Here is a 22,032-nt window from a genome sequence, read left to right as displayed (position 1 = left end):
AAATTATGCGGCGGACGCTTTATTGGTTATTAGTAGTCCTGACAATCTTCTGCGCGGCTGAGCAGTCTGCAATCGCCGGACAAGGGACCTTATACGGTCCTGTGGACCTGAAAATCAGAAAATGGCATTTCCACATTTCCCATCATCGATTCCACTTAGACAATCCCGGCAACAGCGTCATCGTCATATCTAAGAAAAAGCCTTACAAGATGATCCACAAGGGCTTTCTCCTCATCAATGGCAGGCTGATCTCCCTGTGCGGACTGCGCAAAGATAAACAGATTGTCATTCCCCTAAAAGGGGCCTTGAGATCCCACAATTACCTTAAGGTTTTCCTGTTTGGACAACCCGGGGCCGTGGTGCGAATGATGGTTAAAAAAAGATGCGACCCGCTTCCTCCACCTGAAGTTACATTCTCATCAGATCCGGCCACCATCCTGCCGGGTGAATCCGCAGTCCTCAGCTGGGAGACCAACAATGCAGAAACAGTTGCCATAGACAACGACATCGGACCAGTCGATGACAGCGGATCGTTTGTGGTCAGCCCGGTCCAAACCTCCACGTATACCCTTACGGCCACCGGTCCGGGAGGAGCCGCAACGGCGGAGACCTCCGTAACCGTTCTTCACCTACCGGTATCATCCATCGAAGCCAATCCGGGGACGGTTCATACGGGAGAATCATCGACATTGACATGGACTGCGTCCAATGCCGATTCCGTCTCCATCGATCAAGGGATAGGACCGGTAGCGCCTGGCGGATCGATTCAGGTTTTTCCCTTGCAGACGACTACCTACACCCTGACTGCCGCTAACTCTGCTGGGACCACAAATGCTCAAGCAACGGTGACCTTTTTGAACACCGCACCGGCGGCCGTGGATGACGCTGTAACCACCGATGAGAACATCCCTGTTACAACGGCCAACGTTCTCTTAAACGATTCGGATATCGACAGTGACAGCCTCATCATTTCAGATTTCAGCCAGGCAGCTAGCGGAACGGTTGTCAGTCATGGAGATGGGACATTCACCTATACGCCGGAGTATGGGTTCAGCGGTGCGGACAGTTTTTCATATACCGTCAACGATGGGTATGGGGGATCGGATACGGCGACCGTCACGGTGCGGGTTATTCCCGGACCGCTATCCCTGGAGATTGTCAGCCCGATACAAGGGCAACTATTTTCGACAGATACCATTACCGTGACCGGAAGAGTGAGTCGGGTCAGCGCATCGGTTTACGTCAACGGGGTCACTGCAACAGTGGTCGGCAACGAATTTACGGCAGGCGATATCACCCTCGTGCCGGGTACGAACACTGTCGGTGTTCTGGCCGAAGACGGCACGGATACCGCCGTTGCCAGCGTTACCGTCCTGCTGGAAATGACCGTGGATCTTGAACCCATCCATGTTGACATTGCTTTCATTTCCGAAAACGACGATTCTCTGAAGATCGCCGGTCAGGCCACCGTCACGATCGCCAACAACGGTGGAAGCGGTGTTTCCATTCCCTACCATCTTGTTCTTTTTGAAGATATAAATCTCAGCGGCGGCTATGAGGATGCTGGAGACCATCGTCTGGGTGGAACGACCGTTTCCTCAGGCCCCGGTGCCGGCGAATCGAGCACCCTTGTCCTCGAATTTTCCGGCCAGCTCGCGTTTCGCGATAATCGCCTGCATGTGAGCGTGGACAGCGCCGACGAGGTGGAAGAAACCGATGAGGGAAACAATGTCACCGCCACTGCCGCCGCAGGTATTGATCTGAGCGCTTCGCAGCTTCGCATGAACGATACGGCCTGTCCGGCTGAGATTGGCCTGACCGTGCGGGTTGGCAATGCCGGAGAACATCACGTTGGTGCCGGTGTTCCGGTATCCTTTTACGACGGGGATCCCGCCAGCGGTGGTGCGCTGATTGCAACGCTGACGACACCCCATCTCCTTGTTCCCGGCCAATACGTGGATCTATCGCTTCAGTGGTCGAATCCACCGATGGCAACGGCGGTTATATATGCTTGCGTAGACGACGACGGCGCCGGGAATGGAACGCTCGCTGAATTGGACGAAGAGAACAACCTGGCTTATGCTGAAATGGCCCTTTGCACTACAGTGGAGACACCGGCCGACGGCATGTCCGGACAAGTGATCGATGCATTGACCGGCGGTTTTCTTGCCGCCGCAACAGTCAGACTCCATCAAGTGGAAGACGGCATGGCAGGTGTGGCCATCGGACAGACCACTTCGAACGATCAGGGCGGGTTCGCTTTCTCCGCACTGCAACCCGGCACCTATGTCCTGGTTGCCGATGCCCAGGGCTACATCTCAGGAGAACGGCGGGTCGCTATATCCGCCGGCGAATCCCTGAACCATCAGGACATGGTCCTTTCCCCACTGTTAGGTCCCGACGAAATTCGCATCATCCTGACCTGGGGAGAAAAACCGGCGGATCTGGAGGCACACCTGACCGGCCCCAACCCGGATGGATGCCGGCACCACTGCTTTTACTGGAACCGCGAAATACCCGGTGCCAGGCTGGATACCGATTCGACCCGCGGATTCGGACCCGAAACGATAACGATCTCGGGGGCCTCCACGGGCGTGTATCACTATTATGTGCACGATTTCTCCGATCGGCTTGAAGACTCGACGGATGGGTTGGCTGTTTCAGGGGCCGTGGTGCATGTCATTTTCGGAGATGGCCGGAATGCCGTGACCTTCGATGTGCCGTCGGAAAACGGATCGGTATGGCATGTTTTTGACCTTGACGGAACCTCCGCCACGATTGCGTCGGTGAATCGCATGGGCTTTCAGGACGAACCCGGCAAGATCGATTTTCCGACCATCGTCTCCACACCGCCAAGACAGATCAAGGCCGAAACTCCCTTCAGCTACACTGTCCAGGCTATCGATCCCGACCCTGACACACTATTGTTCAGATTACTCGACGCTCCCGCGGGCATGACTATCGACCCGCTTTCCGGCCGCATCGACTGGACGCCCATGGCGCATCAAACCGGCGTCCATCCGGTGATGGTCAGTGTAACCGATCCCCATTGCGGCGAGGACGCCCAAGGATTCAGCCTGCATGTCCTTGTGGACATTCTACCCAAACCGTCTGCAACCTTTGCAGTGTCGCCCTGTACCGGATTCAACCCGGGCGGCGACATCACCTTGAGCTGGAGCACCAGCGGAGCGGATTTTATTGAGATCGACAACGGCATCGGTCAGGTTGCCGCAAGCGGCCAATTGACTCTGCCGTCGCCGGAACCGCCGGTGGGATACACGCTCAATGCCAGGAATGAAGCCGGAACGGCGGCCAGAAGGGTCCCGGAAACCAAAATCACCGAGTTCGAGATCTGCGAACTACCCGAGGACGGTCAATATGAATTTACTTGGGGCGCCACATGCGCCACCGAGTGCATGATCGACCCGATGATCGGCCCCGTTCCCTGCAGCGGCACCATGGAGATGACGTTGACCGAACCGGGCACGTTCACGTTGGTGGCATCCAATCCGGCCGGCAACCCGGCGATCAAGTCCGCTAAACCTCAAAACTGCAACATACCGCCGCCATTTTCGTTTAGTACCCAAAACATTTGCCTGTGGGAAGCCGGCGATCCCCTTACGATTACCTGGACGGCACCCTGGGCCGCCTCGGCACGGATTGAACCGGATGTGGGTTCGGTGACCAATACCGGCACCATAACCGTTACTCCGATGCAGCCAACGACGTATACTTTGTACGTAACGGACAGCGATGGATTTGAGTATAGCCTGTCCGTCGACATTCCTGGTTTTAAAGGAACCGTTTTCAATGCCTATGCGATGGACACGTCTATCGTTCAGGGCCAAAGCACCGAACTGTTTTGGGAGGCGAGCGGTTGTGTCGACAGCTGCATGATTGACCAAGGCATCGGGCTGGTCGACGAAGCCGGTTCCGTTGTCGTGACCCCCGATCAACTTCCCCAAACCTATACGATTACCGCCTTATCCAACGGTCTTGAGGTTGGCTCGAGGCAAATTACCATTCGGGCCAAGATACCGACCATTTCGTTCACGGCCAGTCCGGGTATCATCAAACCGGGAGACCAGGCGACCTTGAGATGGCAAACTACGGATGCGACGACCTGCCGGATCGAACCCGACATCGGTACTGTCGCAACAACCGGCAGCCTATCCGTTGAGCCTGAGAAGAACATAGCCTACACGTTGATTGCCGAAGGGCCGGGTGGAACAAACAGCGCCAATGCCATTGTCGTTTTTGTCAAACCCACAGCCCGGATACAAGCCGATCCTGAAACGATCCTGCCGGGTGCAAGCGTTGTTTTGACATGGGTCTTCAGCAATGCCGATGAATGCGTGATCGAGCCGGACATCGGCGTCGTCGATCTTGGGGGCAGCGTCGAGGTGCGCCCCACGAAAACGACAACTTATACCATTACCGCCACCGGACCGGGTGGCAACGCATCGGACAGTATCACCGTGTACTTGCCGCTGCCAACCGTCAGCATCTCGGTGAATCCGCCCAACCCGGGTCCAGGTGAAAAGGTAACCCTGGTTTGGCAAACCACCCACGCGGATGGTTGTGTGATCTCGCCGGATATCGGCAGCGTCGGTCCACAGGGCTCTGTCGAAATTATGCCCGTCGGTACGGTCACTTACACCATCCATGCCTACGGTCCCGGGGGGCACGCTACTGCACAGGCCACCGTTACCTGCGATGTGCCGGAGCTGCAACTCAGCGCGACACCGCCCAGCATTCATGCCGGTGAAGCCGTTACCCTGGCATGGTCGTCCACGGGTACGGCGAACTGCAGGCTGTGGCCCGATATCGGTGAGGTTCCGCCCCAGGGGACGATCACCGTTTATCCGCAAAAGAATACCCGCTACGTGCTTTCATCGACCGGTTGCGGCGGAGAAATCACGGTAAATACCAGTGTATCCATGATGTGCCGCCCCCAAGCTGCCTTGATCGAACCGGACGGCGTCGGCGATACGGTCAACTCCAGCTACACCATTCATTGGACCGATTCGGACTGCGACGATAATGCTACCATTTCCATTTTTTACGATGACGACCCGTCTGGTGAAGACGGCATCTTGATAATCGCCGACATCCATGAAGATTCGGATGGATCATATGATTACTACAGATGGAATACGTCGCAGGTGCCTGACGGCGAGTACTACCTCTACCTGGTGACTCAAGACAGCGCCCACGAACCGGTCGTGGTCCACGGTGGCGCCGTCACCGTTGACCATTCGTTGCCGGTTCTGAAAGAGACCAAGCTGGCTGAAGATTTCGTGAATTCCTATGATAGGGATCCGGCCGACATCGATATCGAGGGGGACACCGCTATCGTGGGGTATCGTGGTTATGGCGCCTACGTCTATACCCTGAATCAAGGGGAATGGGTCTTTCAACAAAGGCTCGACTGTCCCGATGAAAATTTTGCGGATCAGTTCGGCGCAGCGGTTGGCATCAGCGGCGATTGGGCTGTCGTGGGGGCAATCGTGGATTTTTCCTACCAAGGGGAAAACCCTGGCGCGGCATATATGTTCCAAAGGGAAAACAACCACTGGGCCTTTCATTCCGAGCTGACGCCCAGCGAAGCCGGCCTGGGTCTGTTCGGAAGCCGCGTTGCGATCGACGGCGACGTGGCGGTGGTTGTCTCGGGCGGGATGGAGACATACATGGGTACCCGCGCGCCCGGGCGGGCATTCGTTTTCATGCTGGAAAACAATATCTGGGTCGAAAGCCAAAAACTGATACCCAGCGATTCGGCCGAGTATGACTTTTTCGGCGCTTCGGTGGAAATCGATCAGGACGCGATGATTGTCGGGGCTGGCCGGAGTTATTATATGGGCAACGGCCTCGGATCGGCATACATCTTCGGGTATTCAGACGGCCGGTGGCACGAAGAATCGATTCTGTCGGATGCCGGTACAGACACCGGATACGGTTCGGCTGTTTCCATCAGCGGCAACCATGCCATTGTCGGGGCCCCGCGCACAAGCAGCGATTCCATATGGGATATCGGCGCCGCCTATGTCTATGCAAAAGACTCATCTGCCAGCGGTGATTGGCAACAGGTGAAAAGGCTGGAATCGGCCGACCCGGCCGAATATGACTATTTCGGCCAATCCGTTGCCATCGATGGCGACTTCGCCATCGTCGGCGCTTATTGGAAAGATGTTGCAGCATCCGGCTCCGGGGCTGCCTACCTCTACAAACGCGAGAACGGGGCTTGGAATGAGAAACTGGAACTCTCTGCCATCGATCCCGATCCACCCAGTTCTTATTATAGAGAACATTTTGGTGAAAAAGTGGCTATGGATAACGGTACCCTTTTCGTTTCCAGCCAAAGTGGCGCTTATCTGTACGAAGCCTGTAGCGCTTCGATCGTCGCGGATCCGCCATTCATAGCTCCTGGCGGGGAAACGATACTTCGCTGGCAGAGCGTGCTTGCCGACACCTGTTCCATCGAACCCGGTTTCGGTGCGGTTGAACCGGCAGGAAGCGTCAGCATCTCGCCAGCCGAATCGACTGCGTACACCATCCATGCCGTCGGCGAATATGGCGAAGCCGTCCACGCCGCCCAGGTTGGGGTGGGCACATGGCAGCCCACCGCAGAAATCAACGCCGACAGCGCGTCGATCACCCCTGGCGCATCGACCACGATCTTCTGGCAGGCGCAATACGCCAATACCGTTTCCATCGAACCGGGCATCGGCAGCGTCGGCCTCAGCGGCGCCGTCACGGTGTCCCCCACCGAAACCACGACCTATGTGATCACCGTCGAGGGGCCTGGCGGTCAGGCGACCGGCCAGGTTACGGTTACGGTCGCGTTTCCCGAACCGACAGCGAAATTGGTCCTTCAACCCGCCATCATCGATCCGGGCGAGTCGATCACGCTGACGTGGTCCACCCAGAACGCCACGCAGGTTTCGATTTCGCCGGATGTGGGAACAGTAACCGCCGAAGGATCGGTGACGATCACCCCCGCCGGTACCACGACCTATACACTGACGGCCGTCGGGCCGGGAGGAACGGCCGAGGCGCAGGCCACCGTCAGCGTTAATTTCCTGCCGCCGACCGCTGAACTGAATGCCGACCGTTTAACGGTGGGCAGCGGCGAAACGGTTACCTTGACCTGGACATCGGCCTACGCCTACCAGTGTGTCATTGAACCGGATGTCGGCGCGGTGGATCCGTCCGGATCGATTGCAGTCGCGCCCACGGAGACCACCGTGTATACCTTTACCGCTACCGGCCCGGGCGGCAGCGCCACGGACGCGCTGACCGTAACCGTGATTCCGAAACCGCAAATCACTTTCAGCGCCGATCCGACCACTATTCAACCCAGGGATCCGGTCACTTTAACGTGGGAGGTCTCCCATGCCGACAGTTGCGTCATCGAACCGGATGTCGGCAGCGTCGGTATCAGCGGGTCCGTGACGGTCAACCCAACCGCCGACACCACTTTCACCCTGACGGCAACCGGTACGGGTGGAACCGCCACCGGTACGGCAAGCGTGAGCATGGGTTCACCCATCGACATTCAAATTCTCTACCCCACCGACGGCGCCATGCTCGACCGGCCTGACACCATGGTGCGCGGCACCTTCGCCAACACCTCCGGCAAGGAAACCGGCATTACCGTCAATGGCAAGGTTGCCATGGTGTACGGCAACGAGTTTGTGGTCAATCATTTGCCGCTGGAGGAAGGGAGCAACACCATCACGATCATCGCTACGGACGTCGACGGTATTGCCCGGACGGCCACGGCAACTGTCACGGCTGTCATGCCCGAGCACTATATCCGGATTTCAGCTAACATCGAGGCGGCCAACGCTCCGCTGGAAACGGCCCTACGCATCGACGGCACCTTCAGCATCGATGATTCCGCTTTAAACTACGCCGGACCCGGAACGGTCGATTTTCTGGAAACCGGAGCCGACGCCTACCGGGTCGGCATGGTCGATGAGGGAATTTATTATTTTACCGCGGAAGTAATTCACGATACGGTGACCTATACGGATACCATCGCGATCGTGGTTGTGGATGCGTCGGCGCTTGATGCATTGTTGCAGCAGAAATGGGCGGATATGAAGGTGGCGCTGATAACTGGTAACATAGAGGAGGCGTTGCAGTACCACCACGAACGCTCCCAAGAAAATTACAGCGCCATATACAATGCTATCGGCAGCGATTTGCCGGCACTGGTCTCTCAGATGCAGAGCATATCCCTGATCTACTGTGCAGACGGTACTGCCAAATATCGCATTCGCCAGGATCATAATATCAATGGACAGATTGTTACCATAACCTATTATGTTTACTTCATCCATGATGAAGATGGCTTGTGGCGGATTGAAAAGTACTAATGTTGCAATCAATTCAGCTGTTGATGATGATCTCTGAAAGGAGTCTGGATTTGCGAAAATATTTAACCCTCATATTCATTACATTTTTGATGACTGGGATCACGGGCTGCACCATCACCCATGAGTTTGGTCCGTTTATGGGCAAGGTGGTCGATGCAGAAAGTGGAGGGCCTGTTGAAGGGGCAGTGGTTTTGATAGGTTTTTTTACGGAAACCGGCACATTTGGTGGAACCGCGCGTCGCTTTGCGGATGCAGTTGAAACGCTAACCGATGCCAAAGGAGAGTTTCGGATTTCCCCAAAGCAAGTTAATTTGTTCAGAAAGATGGCAAGTTGGGATGAAGATTGCCACATATCTATATTCAAGCCTGGGTATGGTACATATCCTAAACACCCTAAGACATTCATTTCACCCGGTAGTAAACGATCTTTATATATCCCTGAGAACGAATACATAACCTATCACTTGCCGAAACTATTTACGCTAAAAGAGAGAAAAGATAATCTTTTTAGCATAATGGAGCCTGCTGGTATTCCCAATGAAAAAATGCCAAATATGCAAAGACTGAAAAATGAAGAATATATCAATGTGGGAATTGATTGAAAAAATGGGGATGACAATGAGAATATCCACTTTTAAACTTATGGTTTTGTCTATATTCTGTACGTTCTTGTTCTATAACGATGGGAGGGCATACGACAATACAACCACCCACAGATACATAAACGAAAAGGCAGTAAAAGGGATCTCAACTATTGATACGGTACTACAATCAGCCATTGGTTTTGACAAAGGGATATATGAGATAATTAATGAAAAGAGGATCTGGGAATGGATAAGAGAAGGTGGATATGAGGAAGACGTACCGGAGTATACGCGTTGCCCGAAGCATTTTCATGACCCATTGAGCACAAATTGGGATATCGCCGGTTTGTCCATCCCTCCCCTTGGATATTTTCCATCGATGATCTATTGGGCACAATCATCTGACAACGACTATTCCTGGCTAATATCTCGAGACTATTACTATCAGGCACTGCTGACCGGTTCAGAGGAACAATACGCCAAAACTTTTCGTTCCATTGGCCAAGTGATGCATTTGGTATCTGATGCGGCGGTTCCTGCCCACGTAAGAAATGATGCTCATTTGAAAAAAGGTTTTTACGATGATTCAGATCCTTACGAAAACTGGGTTAAAAAAGAAAGCTTAAAAATAGAAGCAATGGAATATGATGTTGTTACCATCGACCGAGCGATTGGCTCTTCTCAAAATAGTGGACACACCTAACAGCCAAGATGTATGAGGCTATGGGAGGTGTTCCACCATGGAAAAAAAACACATAGACAAAGAATTCAAAATTGAAGCTGTGCGGCTGGCATCCGAACCCGGCAACACACAAGCTGGAATCGAACGCGATCTTGGCATCAGCCAAGGAATCATCAGCCGCTGGAAACGCGAGCTGTTTAGAGACCGCGAACAGGCCTTTCCTGGTAAAGGCCACCTGAAGCCAGATGATGAGGAACTGCGGCGTCTCAAACGTGAAAACGAGCGTCTTCGTCGGGAACGTGACATCTTAAAAAAAGCCGTGGCCATCTTCTCGGAGGATCCGCACAGATATTCGGATTCATAGACGAGCACCGCACTCAATGGAGTGTTGAGGAGATGTGCCAGGTTTTTTCGGTGTCTCGTAGCGGTTATTACCGGTGGCGTGGTCGTCCCGAAAGCCGCCGGGCGATCGATAACAGGCGTCTGGACGCCCATATCAAGGCGATTTTCATGAAATCCAAGAGGCGTTATGGCAGCCCGAAGATCGCGGATGAACTCAATGATATGGGTTTTCCTGTCGGAAAGAATCGGGTTGCCCGCAGAATGAAAGCCGCCGGTCTTTGCTCGATTGTCCGGCGCAAGTATCGGGCGACTACGGATTCGAAGCATTCCCATCCGGTCGCGGACAACCTTTTGCAGCGTAATTTTAAGACCGATGGGCCGGACAAAGTGTGGGTGTCGGATATCACCTACATCGCCACAGCGCATGGCTGGCTTTACCTGACGGTCTTTATCGACCTGTTCTCCCGTATGGTGGTCGGCTGGGCGCTGAGCAGTTCCTTGAGCGCTGAAATGGTTATAACAGCTCTTGCCCGCGGCATCCGCAATCGTCGTCCCGGTGCCGGGCTGATCATTCACTCGGATCGCGGTGTTCAGTATGCCTGCAAGGAGTTTCGAAAGGTGTTGGTAAAGCATCATTTCATCCAAAGCATGAGCCGTAAAGGTGACTGCTGGGACAATGCGGTGGCCGAGTCTTTTTTCGGCATCATCAAATCGGAACTGATCCACCACGAGCAATTCAAGGGCCCTCAGGACACCCTGAAGGCGATATTCGAGTACATTGAGGTGTTCTACAATCGAAAACGCAAACATTCGACATTGGGCTACAAAACTCCCGATCAATTTGAACGGGTCATGAAATCAGCAGTTTGCTTTTAACCGTGTCTACTTTTTTGGGGAAAATCCAGATTTTTGATCTGGCTGTTGCAAACATATATGCTCCAAGCCCGATTTCGGCACTCTGGGACCATGATGAATACAACTTGGGTGGATCCAATCCACCGGGAGATTCGAATACGACAATCGGTCTGGCCGAATACACCAGCGCCAATTTCTGGACCGAAGACACCTTCCCTTGGAAATTTAATTCAGGCAACTATCCTCATCCTGTACTGGAAGATACCAATTATGATGAAAATGTGTGGCTTAATCCTAAACAAGTCGATGCGGAAGATGGCGTAACGGACAAACGAATCTACTTCAGCAAAACATCAGATGCGGTCGGAACGCCTTTTTTAGCTGCCGGATATTGGTATTGGCAGCTTTACATGTGGAATAAGCCGGAAGTTGACGATACTTTTCTTTTGGACGAAAAATGTTACGAACAATATGCCAAAAAACTCATTCCTCGCGCCATTGGCTACTCCGCCGCCCTGCTGGACTACTTTTTCCGTGGCACCATGGACGTTAAAAATCTCTCTGTCAACTATGATACCAATAGAACCGGTGATGACCTTGTCATAAGCGCTGTAAACTTCGATGTCGCCAATACCACGCCATCCCCAAACCAGTCCGGGAGTTCGGTTGAGATTATGCAAAACGGAGTATTGGATTTGGTATGCTGCTATATTCCGCCCCGTGGTGGAGACATGGTGTATGACGTGGCCAAAGGGATCTACACGGTCGTCGACGAAAACGATGCCATTAATAACGGATATGTTTCCTTATCCATTCCCCTCGACCAAAGCATTCCCATCGGTGCCTTGGATATATCTTTTACCCTGGTCTATCGGGGCGGGCTGGGCAACGAAACCGATGCGGTCGCCGCGGCTGCGATTCCGATCGCTTCAAACTCTCGAATCGCCTACTATCACCAGCCCGGCGGCCCGCCCAACCTCAGCAATGTTTATGCGTCATTCGCTGACGGAACCGATGAACGGGAGATTACCGGCAATATCGATAAAGGACTCTGGTATTTTGAACCGGCCTGGAGCCCGGACGGCACGCGGATGGCTATTCCAAAGCAAACGTGTGGCGCTGCGGCTACAGATGGCTATTGCGTGGATGGTTTCACGGAAACGATCGAGATTGTGGATCTGGAAACCCTTGACGTAATATCGATCATCAGCCCGAACGACCCCTATTTTGGAATCAATCCGATATTGCCTCTGATCTCCCCCGCCTTTTCCAGGGACAGCAGCAAAATTGTTGCGATTGTCGACAAACTGGATATGGGATTTAACGGGATCGTTGTCTATGATTTAAACTCGGGAACCTGGGATTATCTCAACAGCTTTGAATTTTGGAATAATAAACGCATCAACGGAAGCGCCCCGGCATGGTCCCCGGTGAGAGATGAAATTCTCTATTATGTCCACCAGCAGCAAGACCCAACAACGAATGAAATGGTTTTCGACCGGGATATCTACCTGATCGATTCTGACGGATCGAACAACCGGCAGTTGACCGACGATGATTACACCAATATTCAGCCGTCCTGGTTGCCCGGAGGCGATTGGATCGTTTTTGCCTCCAATCGTGACGGGGAAGGGGTTCTGGACATATGGATAATGGATCGTGAAGGAGGCCATATGAAAAAGCTTCGCGATTGCACTGCCGGATGCTATCATCCCAATTTTTCTCCTGAGGGGCTGAGGCTTGCCTTTGAGGAATCCGGCGATATTTATACAATGAACTTGGGTGGCAGTGATCTCAAAGCGTTAACCACTCTGGGCGACAGGACCACCGCCCCGGCTTGGTCTCCATATCTAAGGGTGCCGACGCTCGAAGTCGAAGTCAGTGTCACAACAGTCAATCCGGGCGAACCGGTCACCTTGTCATGGACGTCGGAGTTCGCCGACCTCGCGGAATTGAATGATGGAAATGGGACCGTTTCAATCGATACCAGCGGTACCATGATAGTTTACCCCAACGCAACCACGACCTACACGATTCAGGTCAGCGGGTTGGGAGGTATGGTGACGCAAGCTGTCGCCATTGATGTCATAACAACGCCACCGTTTACACCATGACAGTCAGCAGTCCGGGCGAAAGCGCTACCGGGTAATGTCGCATAGAGATACTTGGTTCCCTATGGGTTTACCCCTATTGATTAGCTCCAAGTGCTCGAAAAATATTGCTGACTGAAATAGAACGGATCAATGAAGTCGGATTCATGCCGATGTTGAGGACGATTTCCGTTCATACCAGAAATAAAGCAATATCCATTTGAAATTAATGAATTTCATCCGCAAATTTTTATTCATCTGCCTGCTTATCATTGGATTGGCCTCTTTCTCCGGAAATGGTCATGCAAAGAGTTGGAAAGGCAGGATGGTGGATAAGGAAACTGGAAAGCCGATCGAAGGAGTGGCTGTTGCTATGACGATCCATATGGTCACAGCCACACCGGCGGGAGGAGTTTCTTCCTTTAAACGGCAAATCGAAACATTTTCAGGCGAAAATGGCTCGTTCAAAGCCTCTAATTACAATATGGATTTACATCTGCCGGTTCTACAGGGGTTAGAATATCGCTATTCGGCATACAAACCCGGCTATAAATTCCTTTTTTCATGGGGAAAACCTACTGGTACGATTATGTTGGAGAAGGTGCCAACGATATACCAAGCCCGCCGAGAGGAATTGCATGATGCCAGTTTCTACATCGTCGAGACAGATCTTTTTAAAAAGATATTCCAAAAGGAAGAAGAATTCCTTGAAAATGCATTCCGAAACCGTTTTCCGGGAGTTCCCCATCATAAACCCAAGGGAATCGATTTTACCACGCTTCCTATTGACCTGTTTATAAGAATGAGAGGTCGGATGGTTAATGGTGGAACAGGTTTATGTTCTGGCTATGTTTTTAAAGAGCGCATTTTTCGATACCCGACACTATGGCAAAGAGAAGAACTGCTGAAAAACCTGACCTCTAAGAAGTATCAAAAACGTATCGACGCGCTTAAAGAGGTTGGCTTTTTTGCAGACTTGCGTTTTGTTCAACCATTGTTGGAGGCGTTGAAGGACCATGATGAACAGGTCAGAGAAAATGCCGTGTGGGCTCTGGGACTGTACAGGTCACCGTCGATACTCGATGCATTGATAGACACATTGATTTATGATCCCCATCCGGATGTGAGAACCGAGGCCGCCATTGTTTTAAAACAGAATAAGGAGCCGGATGCGGTTGTTCGGTTAATTGAGCATCTTCAGGATAATTCCTCTTTAGTAAAACAGATGTCGGCCTGGATCCTGGGTGCATATCCAAGAGACCAATCTATAGTTCGAGCATTGTCATCCATTTTGGATGACGACGATGTTGAAGTTCTAAAAAGAGTTCGAGGGTCATTAATTAATTTTGGTTCATCTGCAGTTCCCGTGCTGATTGAGAATTTAGGCAGTTCGAACGATTTGGCTAATGCGTTGTCGCTCGCGGCACTTCGTAAAATTGATGCACCGGAAACTACCGAGCTTATAAAAAAAGCGCTTCAATCCGATAATTATAGAATGCAGGCAAGCGCGATCAAATGGCTACAATTTAAGAATGTTAAAGGTATGGCCGATTCGATCTTTCTTTTTTTGGATAGTCCGGAAGAAGGTGTCAGGCTTCAGGCCGCCAAGGCACTGGCAGTGTTCAACGATGCGCGAGTCGTACCTCATCTGATGCAATACGTATATGATGAAGAGAAAGATCCGCAAAAAGTGTGTTGTGATATCGTCAGATTACATCACCCTGAGGCAATAGCAGCCACCAGGATACTCCTTGAGCATGCCAATCCGAAAGTGCGGGATCATACCGCAGTATGTTTTTACAGTTATGGTTTTGCGAACAAAGATTTCGTTGATGTATTCATTGAGTCTTCCCGGGATGAGAGCAATGGCAAGCAGTATGTGGCCGCAATCAATATGGGAAAGATTGGCGACCCAAGAGCGACGCCAGCGCTTTTAGACTTGTTTGATAGTGAAAACGAGAGGACCAGCCGTGCAGCTGCTGAAGCTCTGGCTAAAATAAAAGACCCGATCGCTATTGGTCCAGTATCTGCACGACTTGCGGAAGGCAAGCCTTTTTGCTGGATCGTTCTGGGAGGTATCGGTCAGCCTGCATTGGACACGCTGATTGATGCGGGGAAAAGCAAGGATCCGGAAGTCTGGAGCCAAGCATTAAGTGGGCTTGTTTATTCGAAAATACCTGAGGCCATAGAACACGCTAACAAAATTGTCTCGCGGAAAAAAAAGGATCTTACTGATTCGATATTCCGTGGTTTGAGTTATGAATTTAAAGTAATATTGGATGACCCGGATTGCGTTCGGCAAGTGCTGCAATATGGCTGTCCTGATCTTCAGAAAGTAGCCTTGAATTTATACTATAGGTGGGGGAAAAACATCCGGAACTGGTTCCGATGGTAGTAGAGCTGTCGAAAAACCAGTCAGTTGATTTGGCTGTACGCAAAAGGGCCCTCAAGGTGCTCAATATAGAAAAAGACCCATTGTCCGGGAAATCCGTTTCTTATGAATTTTATAATCGATACCTGAAATTTATCGCCGAGAATGGGCTAAACAGCAACAAACTTGAACTTGAAGCCATCTCTTTGTTGAGACAAAGCAAAGCAGCCATAGCCGCAGAACAGCTGATCGGTTTTCTGGACAGCCGACATCCGGAGAGCGTTAAAAAGGCGGGCTGGGCATTAGCGGACTTGGGGGATGAATCGGTTGAGACGCTTCTATCTATGCTTTCATCCGAAGATCCGTATCTTCGCTGGAAATGCGCCTTTATCTTGGGCAAGATCCTTGAGCGGAATCGGAACCGGGGTGAAGGCGTCAACATGGTGATTACGAATGCCCTTGAAAACCTAATCGATGATCCGTCCCTTGAAGTTCGCTATATTGCCGGTTTGGCATTGGGCGAATCTTGCAGCAAGGAATCCGCCAAGCACCTTTCCATTCTATCCAATGAGAGAGATCCAGGCATGAAAGCCATGGCCAACCATCTTCTCAATCGTCTGGATTCAAGCCAAAACATGAAGCTGGAAGGTCATCCTGTATTCATATCCAGGGTTTCAGAAAAAGAAACTACACATAAATGAAGACTTATTGGAGTAACGAAGTAATGTATCGAAAACGGCGATCGTTTCGTTGAGCGGCAAGATCAATTTCCCAAACCAGGTGATCAGTTATTCGCCGCCGACCTGCGCGGAGCCCGGAGGCGATTTCGGAAAGAAAATGGAAACGAAGTCGTGTTTTCCTTGAACGGTTCTAAGGGGGGTATGAAATTATGCGTTTTTATTTCTTCCCTATAAGATTTTTTGTCAATTTGATTTCTCGATGAACGAAACGCATAATTTCATCCCCCACACCCTCCCTAAATATCTCGGCCTGATGTGGATGGACCCGCTCATGGGGATCGTTGGCGCCATCCTGGTTTCGCGCTGGTCCATCGGTCTGCTGGTGGGCACCAGCCATGTGCTGCTGGATCGGCAGGCCCCGGTCGCCGTTCAGCAAAAAGTGGTGGACGGCATCGAAAAAAAAGGCGATAATCGCGTCGTTGACCTTCATCTGTGGACCGTCGGGCCTGACATTTATGCAGCCATCGTGTCGGTGGTTACGGAAACCCCCAAACCACCGGAATATTACAAGCAACTGATCCCTTCAGATTTTAAACTTGTCCATGTGACCGTCGAGGTAAACCGAATCTGACCGTCGTTCGTTCGGCTGGTTTTTGAAAATTTTTCGCATGCGTGACGCCGATACCATCGGCAATCCATCTACCCAATCAACCCAAGGAGGCAATCATGGCAGCCAAGAAAATTCTCATGCTGGTGGGCGATTTCGTCGAAGATTACGAGGCAATGGTTCCATTTCAGGCCCTGAGCATGGTGGGCCATACGGTCCACGCAGTGTGTCCGGATAAAAAGGCCGGGGATACGGTGCGCACGGCAATCCATGATTTCGAGGGCGACCAGACCTACAGCGAGAAGCCGGGACACAATTTCGGACTCAACGCCACCTTCGCCGAGATCAAGGCCGAGGATTACGACGCCCTGGTGATTCCCGGCGGCCGGGCCCCGGAGTATATCCGGCTCAACCCCACGGTGCTGGAAATGGTCCGCCACTTTTCCCAGGCGGGAAAGCCCATTGCCGCGGTTTGTCATGGCGCCCAGGTGCTGGCCGCCGCCGGTGTGCTCCAGGGAAAAAGCTGTTCAGCCTATCCGGCGGTGGGACCGGATGTCGGATGTGCCGGCGGTACATTCAAGGACATTGCCGTGGACCAGGCCCACGTGGACGGCAACCTGGTCACCGCCCCGGCCTGGCCGGCCCATCCCCAGTGGCTGGCCAAGTTCCTGAAGGTGCTGGGAACCCGCATCGAGTTATAGAACCCTGAATGTCGGGGAACGAATCCGCCAAGGCCGATCCTCAGATCATGAGGTTGGCCTTGGTCCTGTTTGGAATCGGGTGAGAAATGATAGGCGGTGTTTACTACACGGACACCCAGAATTCCACGTCAGGGAAAATGCCGAATACGACGTACACCCGTTAAAGGAAACCCAGAACCCTTTGCCCGTTTGCGGAAGCTGTTATTCCCGGCATCGGTCAGTCCAAATTACTCGACGGCATGATCGGGTGTTTTCGGCCCTGGTGTTTCCGGGAGGCCGTTGATGCCTCAAAAAAGACCGCTTCATCATATCCGGAAACAATGTTTCGGCAGGCGGCACAATATTTTCGAGGCGTCCCCCTGCCCGCCCAGAGCATATAGACATCATGGTGGATGCTGCATTTCGGGCATTTGCAGATGATGAACCGCTTGCGGATTTTATTGTTTCCCCCCACCGTGTCGGACCCATCATGCCATGCTCGATTCCGCAATGGGTTCTGGTCGATATGGACCCTTCCGTTCAATTCTGGAACCATAGAAATAGACCTCCTGTCAGGCATTATCAGTGCTGGTATCATGATTTGAGATAAAATCATCTCTACAATTGATGGATGGCAAGCATATTAGCGTACTGTCAGAGTTGTGTTAGCCCACCGACGTTCAAGGGTACCCTGTTTCGAAAGCTCAAGTCGGTATTGCACAGAGTCTTTTAGAGCCAACCTTCGAATTTTTTGCCTCCCCAGACAATTCATTTCTTATCAACTTTTAATCTGAATCTATCACCGTCCTAACATGCATCGAGGAGGTTGGGTGTGACACTCCAGGGGATATGCCCGAATCGGGGTGTGGTTTTTCATGGATTATTCCTGAGATCAAAATGAACAACTTACGAAGGAGGCGATTGAACAAAAATGATGGACCGGTAAAAACTCTTATCAACCTATCCAACTGAAAATATTGTTAAAATACAAAAACAGACATTGCCTTCTCCAACCTGATATGATATGAAATGTATCATATTTACAGCACGTTAACATGGAGAAGACATGATTCGTATTAAGAACCACAAACAACGACAACTGTTCGATCCGTGGCGTCATTTAAGTCCAAAACGGCGTAAAATGCTTGAGGAGGACTGGCCAGGTCTTTTTCGGGAACATCTGCTGGAGGAACTTCCCGTCGATCAGATGCTGCCGCATTTTACGGATGGCATCGGAAGACCCAGCAAGGAACTATACACCGTGCTGGGTGTGCTTCTTCTCCAGCAGACCATGGATCTGACCGACAAGGCCGCCATCGAACAGCTTGCATTCAATATCCAGTGGCATTACGCCCTTAACATCCCGGAAGAGAGCGATGATGCCAAAACCATCAGTGAAAAGACCCTTTACTCAATGCGCCAGGTGATGATCGATAATCATCTTGACGAGACCATGTTTGATGCCATCGCCGACAAACTGGCCGTGGTGTTCGGTGTCGATACCAAAGACCAGCGCATCGATTCGGTGCACATCAAATCCAATATGCGCAGGCTCGGACGGATCAGTATTTTCAGCCAGACGATCTTTAAATTTCTGGTCAACCTCAAACGCCATCATCGGATGCTTTTCGATGCCATCGATGAGAAGGTCATCGCGCGCTATTGGGGGAAAAAAGCCCTGGCCGCCTTTTCCATGATCAAGCCATCAGGATCCGAGAAGACACTGAAAACCGTCAGCACCGACTTGTTCGATCTCATCGAGCAGTTCAAGGATCAGCCACAGGTTTGTTCCATGCACAGCTACAAACTGATGCAACGGGTGCTGGCCGAGCAGTGTAGCCTGAGCAGCGATACTGACGGCAGCAAGGTGACCGTCAAAAAGCCCGCCGATATACCGGCTGATTCGTTACAGAACCCCTCGGACCCGGATGCTACCTACAGTGGACACAAGGGGCAGGGATATCAGGTTCAGGTCATGGAGACTTTTGACCGCGGTGAAGACAACGCCGAGAAGCAGCAGCGGTTGAATCTGATCACCCACGTGAATGTACAAACGGCCTGTGAGCACGACGCCCACGCGTTGGCCCCAGCCATCGCTGACACCCGGGTGCGGGGTGTTGGCCCCAAGAAATTGCTGGCCGACACGCTTTACGGCAGTGACACCAATGATCGGATTGCCCAAGTAGCAACGGTTGAACTGGTTGCCCCGACGCATAAGGGCCGCAGTAAAGAAGATCTGTTGAGCCAATTTCGTTTCAACAAAAAAGGCCTGGTTACCCAATGCCCTGCCGGATATCGTCCAGAGAATACGTCACCAAAAACGAAACGATCCAACTTCGGCGCCGGTTTTGACCTGCAACGCTGTCTGGCCTGCCCCATGTTGCCCCAATGTCCGGTAAAGCCCGGCAAGAAGAAGGCGTATCTTCGCTACAGCGAAAAGCGCTACCGTCTGGCAAAACGGCGAGCGCTGGAAGCCAGTGCAGCGTTCATTGATGACTATCGCTGGCGGGCCGGCGTGGAAGCAACCATGAGTGAGTTCGATCGACGAACCGGAGTAAAGAAACTCAGGGTCCGGGGGATGCCGGCCGTGCGGTTTTACGCCAGAATGAAGGCCACCGGCTTAAACATCCTTCGCGCAGGAGCCGCCCGCAAGGCCAGAAGAAAGGCCTGGGCGGCCAATGGTGCCTATATTGGCCATGTGGATACCTTTATCCATGCTGTCAAAGAGCGAATCCAACGATTTATAGAAGATCTTGGATCTGTTTTTCTCAATCCGACTCAGGCCGCCGATAGTTATCGAAATATGGCGGCGTGAGTTTTTACGGGTCCATCAAAAATGACAGACAGCCATTTGGTGCCGATGAATAGCCATACAACGCTTATCGATCTTCATCATTACTTGAACCATCGGTTACCTCGATTCCTGTCGGAATGGACCCGCGGCCCGATGGGACGGTTGCTGGCCATTAACGAGATCAACGCCGTTTACACGCATCTGCTGGCTTTCGGGAAAATCCACGCACCTTTCAGCAGCATCCTGCGCCTGCTTGACATCACCTACCGAATTACTTCCGATGATCTGGCCAGAATCCCAGATCATGGGCCGCTGGTGGTGGTGGCCAACCATCCTTTCGGCGGTATCGAGGGGATTATTTTAGGTGATCTTCTCCAGCGGATCCGGCCAGACACCAAAATCCTGGGCAACCATCTTCTTGAGAAAATAGCACCGATCAGGGATTCGATCATTCCCGTTGATCCTTTCGGCAGCAAATCATCGGTTCCATCCAACGCGAACACATTCAGGAGATGCCTGCGATGGCTGAAAACGGGTAACAGTCTGGTGATCTTTCCGGCCGGAGAAGTTTCTCATTTCTGCCAAAGGCAGCAATGCGTCACCGACCCCCCTTGGAGTGCGCACATCGCCGCCCTGGTGCGCATGAGCGGCGCCCAGGTTCTGCCTGTCTTTTTCCCGGGGCGCAACAGTGTGCTGTTCAACCTGCTGGGGATGATTCACCCGCGGTTGCGGACCGTGATGCTGGCCCGCGAACTGTTTGCCCGCAAAGCATCGCACATCAACCTGTTCATAGGGCGGTGCATCGTACAGCCTCGCCTGCAGACTTTTTCCCGGGATCGGGATCTGGTCGGCTGGCTGCGATTCAAAACCTATTGTCTGGCCAACCGGATGCAGGCCGATGATCGACCGCATTTAGCCCTCAACAAGCGCGCCAACAATGAGAGGAAAAAACAAGCGTTGATTGCTCCAGCGGACAACTTGCTCCTGGCAGCCGAGGTGGCCGCACTTCATGAAAGCAACCGTCTGGTCGTCCACAAGCAGATGATCGTCTTTTATGCCGATAGCCCGCAGATTCCCCATCTTCTCCGGGAAATCGGCAGACTCAGGGAGAAGACCTTCCGGGACGTGGGTGAGGGCACCGGTAAATCAATGGATGTGGATCTGTTCGACAGCACCTATCGCCATCTGGTTCTGTGGAATGCTGAGAAATACGAAGTGGTGGGGGCATATCGCATGGGGGACACGCGAGCCATTTTAGAGCGCTTTGGCCCCAAAGGGCTGTACACCCACTCCCTGTTCCGGTTCAAGGGCGGCATGTTGCGTTATCTGGCCGATTCGCTGGAATTGGGACGGTCGTTCATCCGTTCGGAATATCAGCGGCAGCCCAACTGTCTGGCCCTGCTTTGGAAAGGAATCGGCGCCTATCTGGTGCGGCACCCGAGGTACCGGATCCTTTTCGGGCCGGTGAGCATCAGCGACAGCTACCATCGGGTATCCAAGCACATCATGGTCCAATTTCTCAGACAGCGCTGCACCGCCAAGGAACTCAGCGCCCATGTGAGCCCGCGCTGCCCGCTGCGCCCATTGGCCGACCGCCGGCTTCCAGAAATGGCAGCCGCCCTGTCGGCCGAAACCATTGACGACGTCTCCATGCTGGTGGCCGAAATCGAGGACGACGGCAAGCGCTTGCCGGTGCTGATCAAACACTACTTGAGACTCAACGGACAGTTTATCGCCTTCAATGTGGACCGTGACTTTGCCGATGCCATTGACGGGTTGGTTGTGGTGGACCTGATGCAAACGGAGATCAAGCTGCTGGAACGGTTCATGGGGGCAGATGGCTGCCGATGCTATCGTGAGAACTATCAGGAGGACGGAGCTCAGAAGGCTCAGGGCTAAGGACTGATGACAGAGAACTGAGGGCTGACTCCTGAAAGCCTAAGTCCGTTAGTCCGATGTCGGT

General features: G+C 52.4%; 12 protein-coding genes. All 12 read left to right on the top strand.

The genetic code is table 11. The features are described from left to right. Window positions 1-5 precede the first annotated feature (5 nt). Window positions 6-8,384 carry an Ig-like domain-containing protein gene (locus ACHZBS_RS03365; RefSeq protein ID WP_319405119.1) on the top strand — a complete coding sequence of 2,793 codons (8,379 nt, stop codon included), beginning with the start codon at window positions 6-8 and terminating at the stop codon, window positions 8,382-8,384. 50 nt (window positions 8,385-8,434) lie between these two features. Beyond that, window positions 8,435-8,986, top strand: coding sequence for a carboxypeptidase-like regulatory domain-containing protein (locus ACHZBS_RS03360; protein ID WP_319405118.1), 552 nt, complete (start codon window positions 8,435-8,437; stop codon window positions 8,984-8,986). Continuing rightward, the gene (locus tag ACHZBS_RS03355) at window positions 8,970-9,671 is read left to right on the top strand and encodes a hypothetical protein (protein ID WP_319405117.1); all 702 of its coding nucleotides are present in this window, start codon (window positions 8,970-8,972) and stop codon (window positions 9,669-9,671) included. The genes ACHZBS_RS03360 and ACHZBS_RS03355 overlap by 17 nt, the downstream gene beginning before the upstream one ends. 37 nt (window positions 9,672-9,708) lie before the next feature. After that, complete coding sequence (locus ACHZBS_RS03350; RefSeq protein ID WP_319405116.1) at window positions 9,709-10,014, top strand: transposase; 306 nt, start codon at window positions 9,709-9,711, stop codon at window positions 10,012-10,014. Further along, window positions 9,999-10,868 (top strand): IS3 family transposase, encoded by an 870-nt coding sequence (locus ACHZBS_RS03345; protein WP_319409059.1) that lies wholly within the window; start codon window positions 9,999-10,001, stop codon window positions 10,866-10,868. The genes ACHZBS_RS03350 and ACHZBS_RS03345 overlap by 16 nt, the downstream gene beginning before the upstream one ends. Beyond that, window positions 10,859-12,961 (top strand): hypothetical protein, encoded by a 2,103-nt coding sequence (locus tag ACHZBS_RS03340; RefSeq protein ID WP_319405115.1) that lies wholly within the window; start codon window positions 10,859-10,861, stop codon window positions 12,959-12,961. The genes ACHZBS_RS03345 and ACHZBS_RS03340 overlap by 10 nt, the downstream gene beginning before the upstream one ends. Window positions 12,962-13,166: 205 nt before the next feature. Further along, the gene (locus ACHZBS_RS03335) at window positions 13,167-15,332 is read left to right on the top strand and encodes a HEAT repeat domain-containing protein (RefSeq protein ID WP_319409058.1); all 2,166 of its coding nucleotides are present in this window, start codon (window positions 13,167-13,169) and stop codon (window positions 15,330-15,332) included. After that, entirely contained in the window at window positions 15,296-16,009 is a 714-nt protein-coding gene (locus ACHZBS_RS03330; protein WP_319405114.1) for a HEAT repeat domain-containing protein, read from the top strand. Before ACHZBS_RS03335 ends, ACHZBS_RS03330 begins: the two co-directional genes overlap by 37 nt. Before the next feature lie 238 nt (window positions 16,010-16,247). Next, on the top strand, window positions 16,248-16,619 hold the full coding sequence (locus ACHZBS_RS03325; RefSeq protein WP_319405113.1) for a hypothetical protein: 372 nt from the start codon (window positions 16,248-16,250) through the stop codon (window positions 16,617-16,619). 95 nt (window positions 16,620-16,714) lie between these two features. Continuing rightward, window positions 16,715-17,296, top strand: coding sequence for a DJ-1/PfpI family protein (locus ACHZBS_RS03320; protein ID WP_319405112.1), 582 nt, complete (start codon window positions 16,715-16,717; stop codon window positions 17,294-17,296). 1,045 nt (window positions 17,297-18,341) lie between these two features. Continuing rightward, window positions 18,342-20,090, top strand: coding sequence for a transposase (locus ACHZBS_RS03315; protein ID WP_319404994.1), 1,749 nt, complete (start codon window positions 18,342-18,344; stop codon window positions 20,088-20,090). Between the two features lie 45 nt (window positions 20,091-20,135). After that, a complete protein-coding gene (locus ACHZBS_RS03310) occupies window positions 20,136-21,968 on the top strand; it encodes a GNAT family N-acyltransferase (RefSeq protein ID WP_319405111.1) in 1,833 nt (610 codons plus the stop codon). Window positions 21,969-22,032: the final 64 nt, after the last annotated feature.

The sequence above is a fragment of the uncultured Desulfosarcina sp. genome (assembly GCF_963664155.2).
GTDB lineage: Bacteria > Desulfobacterota > Desulfobacteria > Desulfobacterales > Desulfosarcinaceae > Desulfosarcina.
The sequence above is the reverse complement of the archived record's forward strand: the minus strand, read 5'-3'. Positions and strand labels throughout refer to the sequence as shown.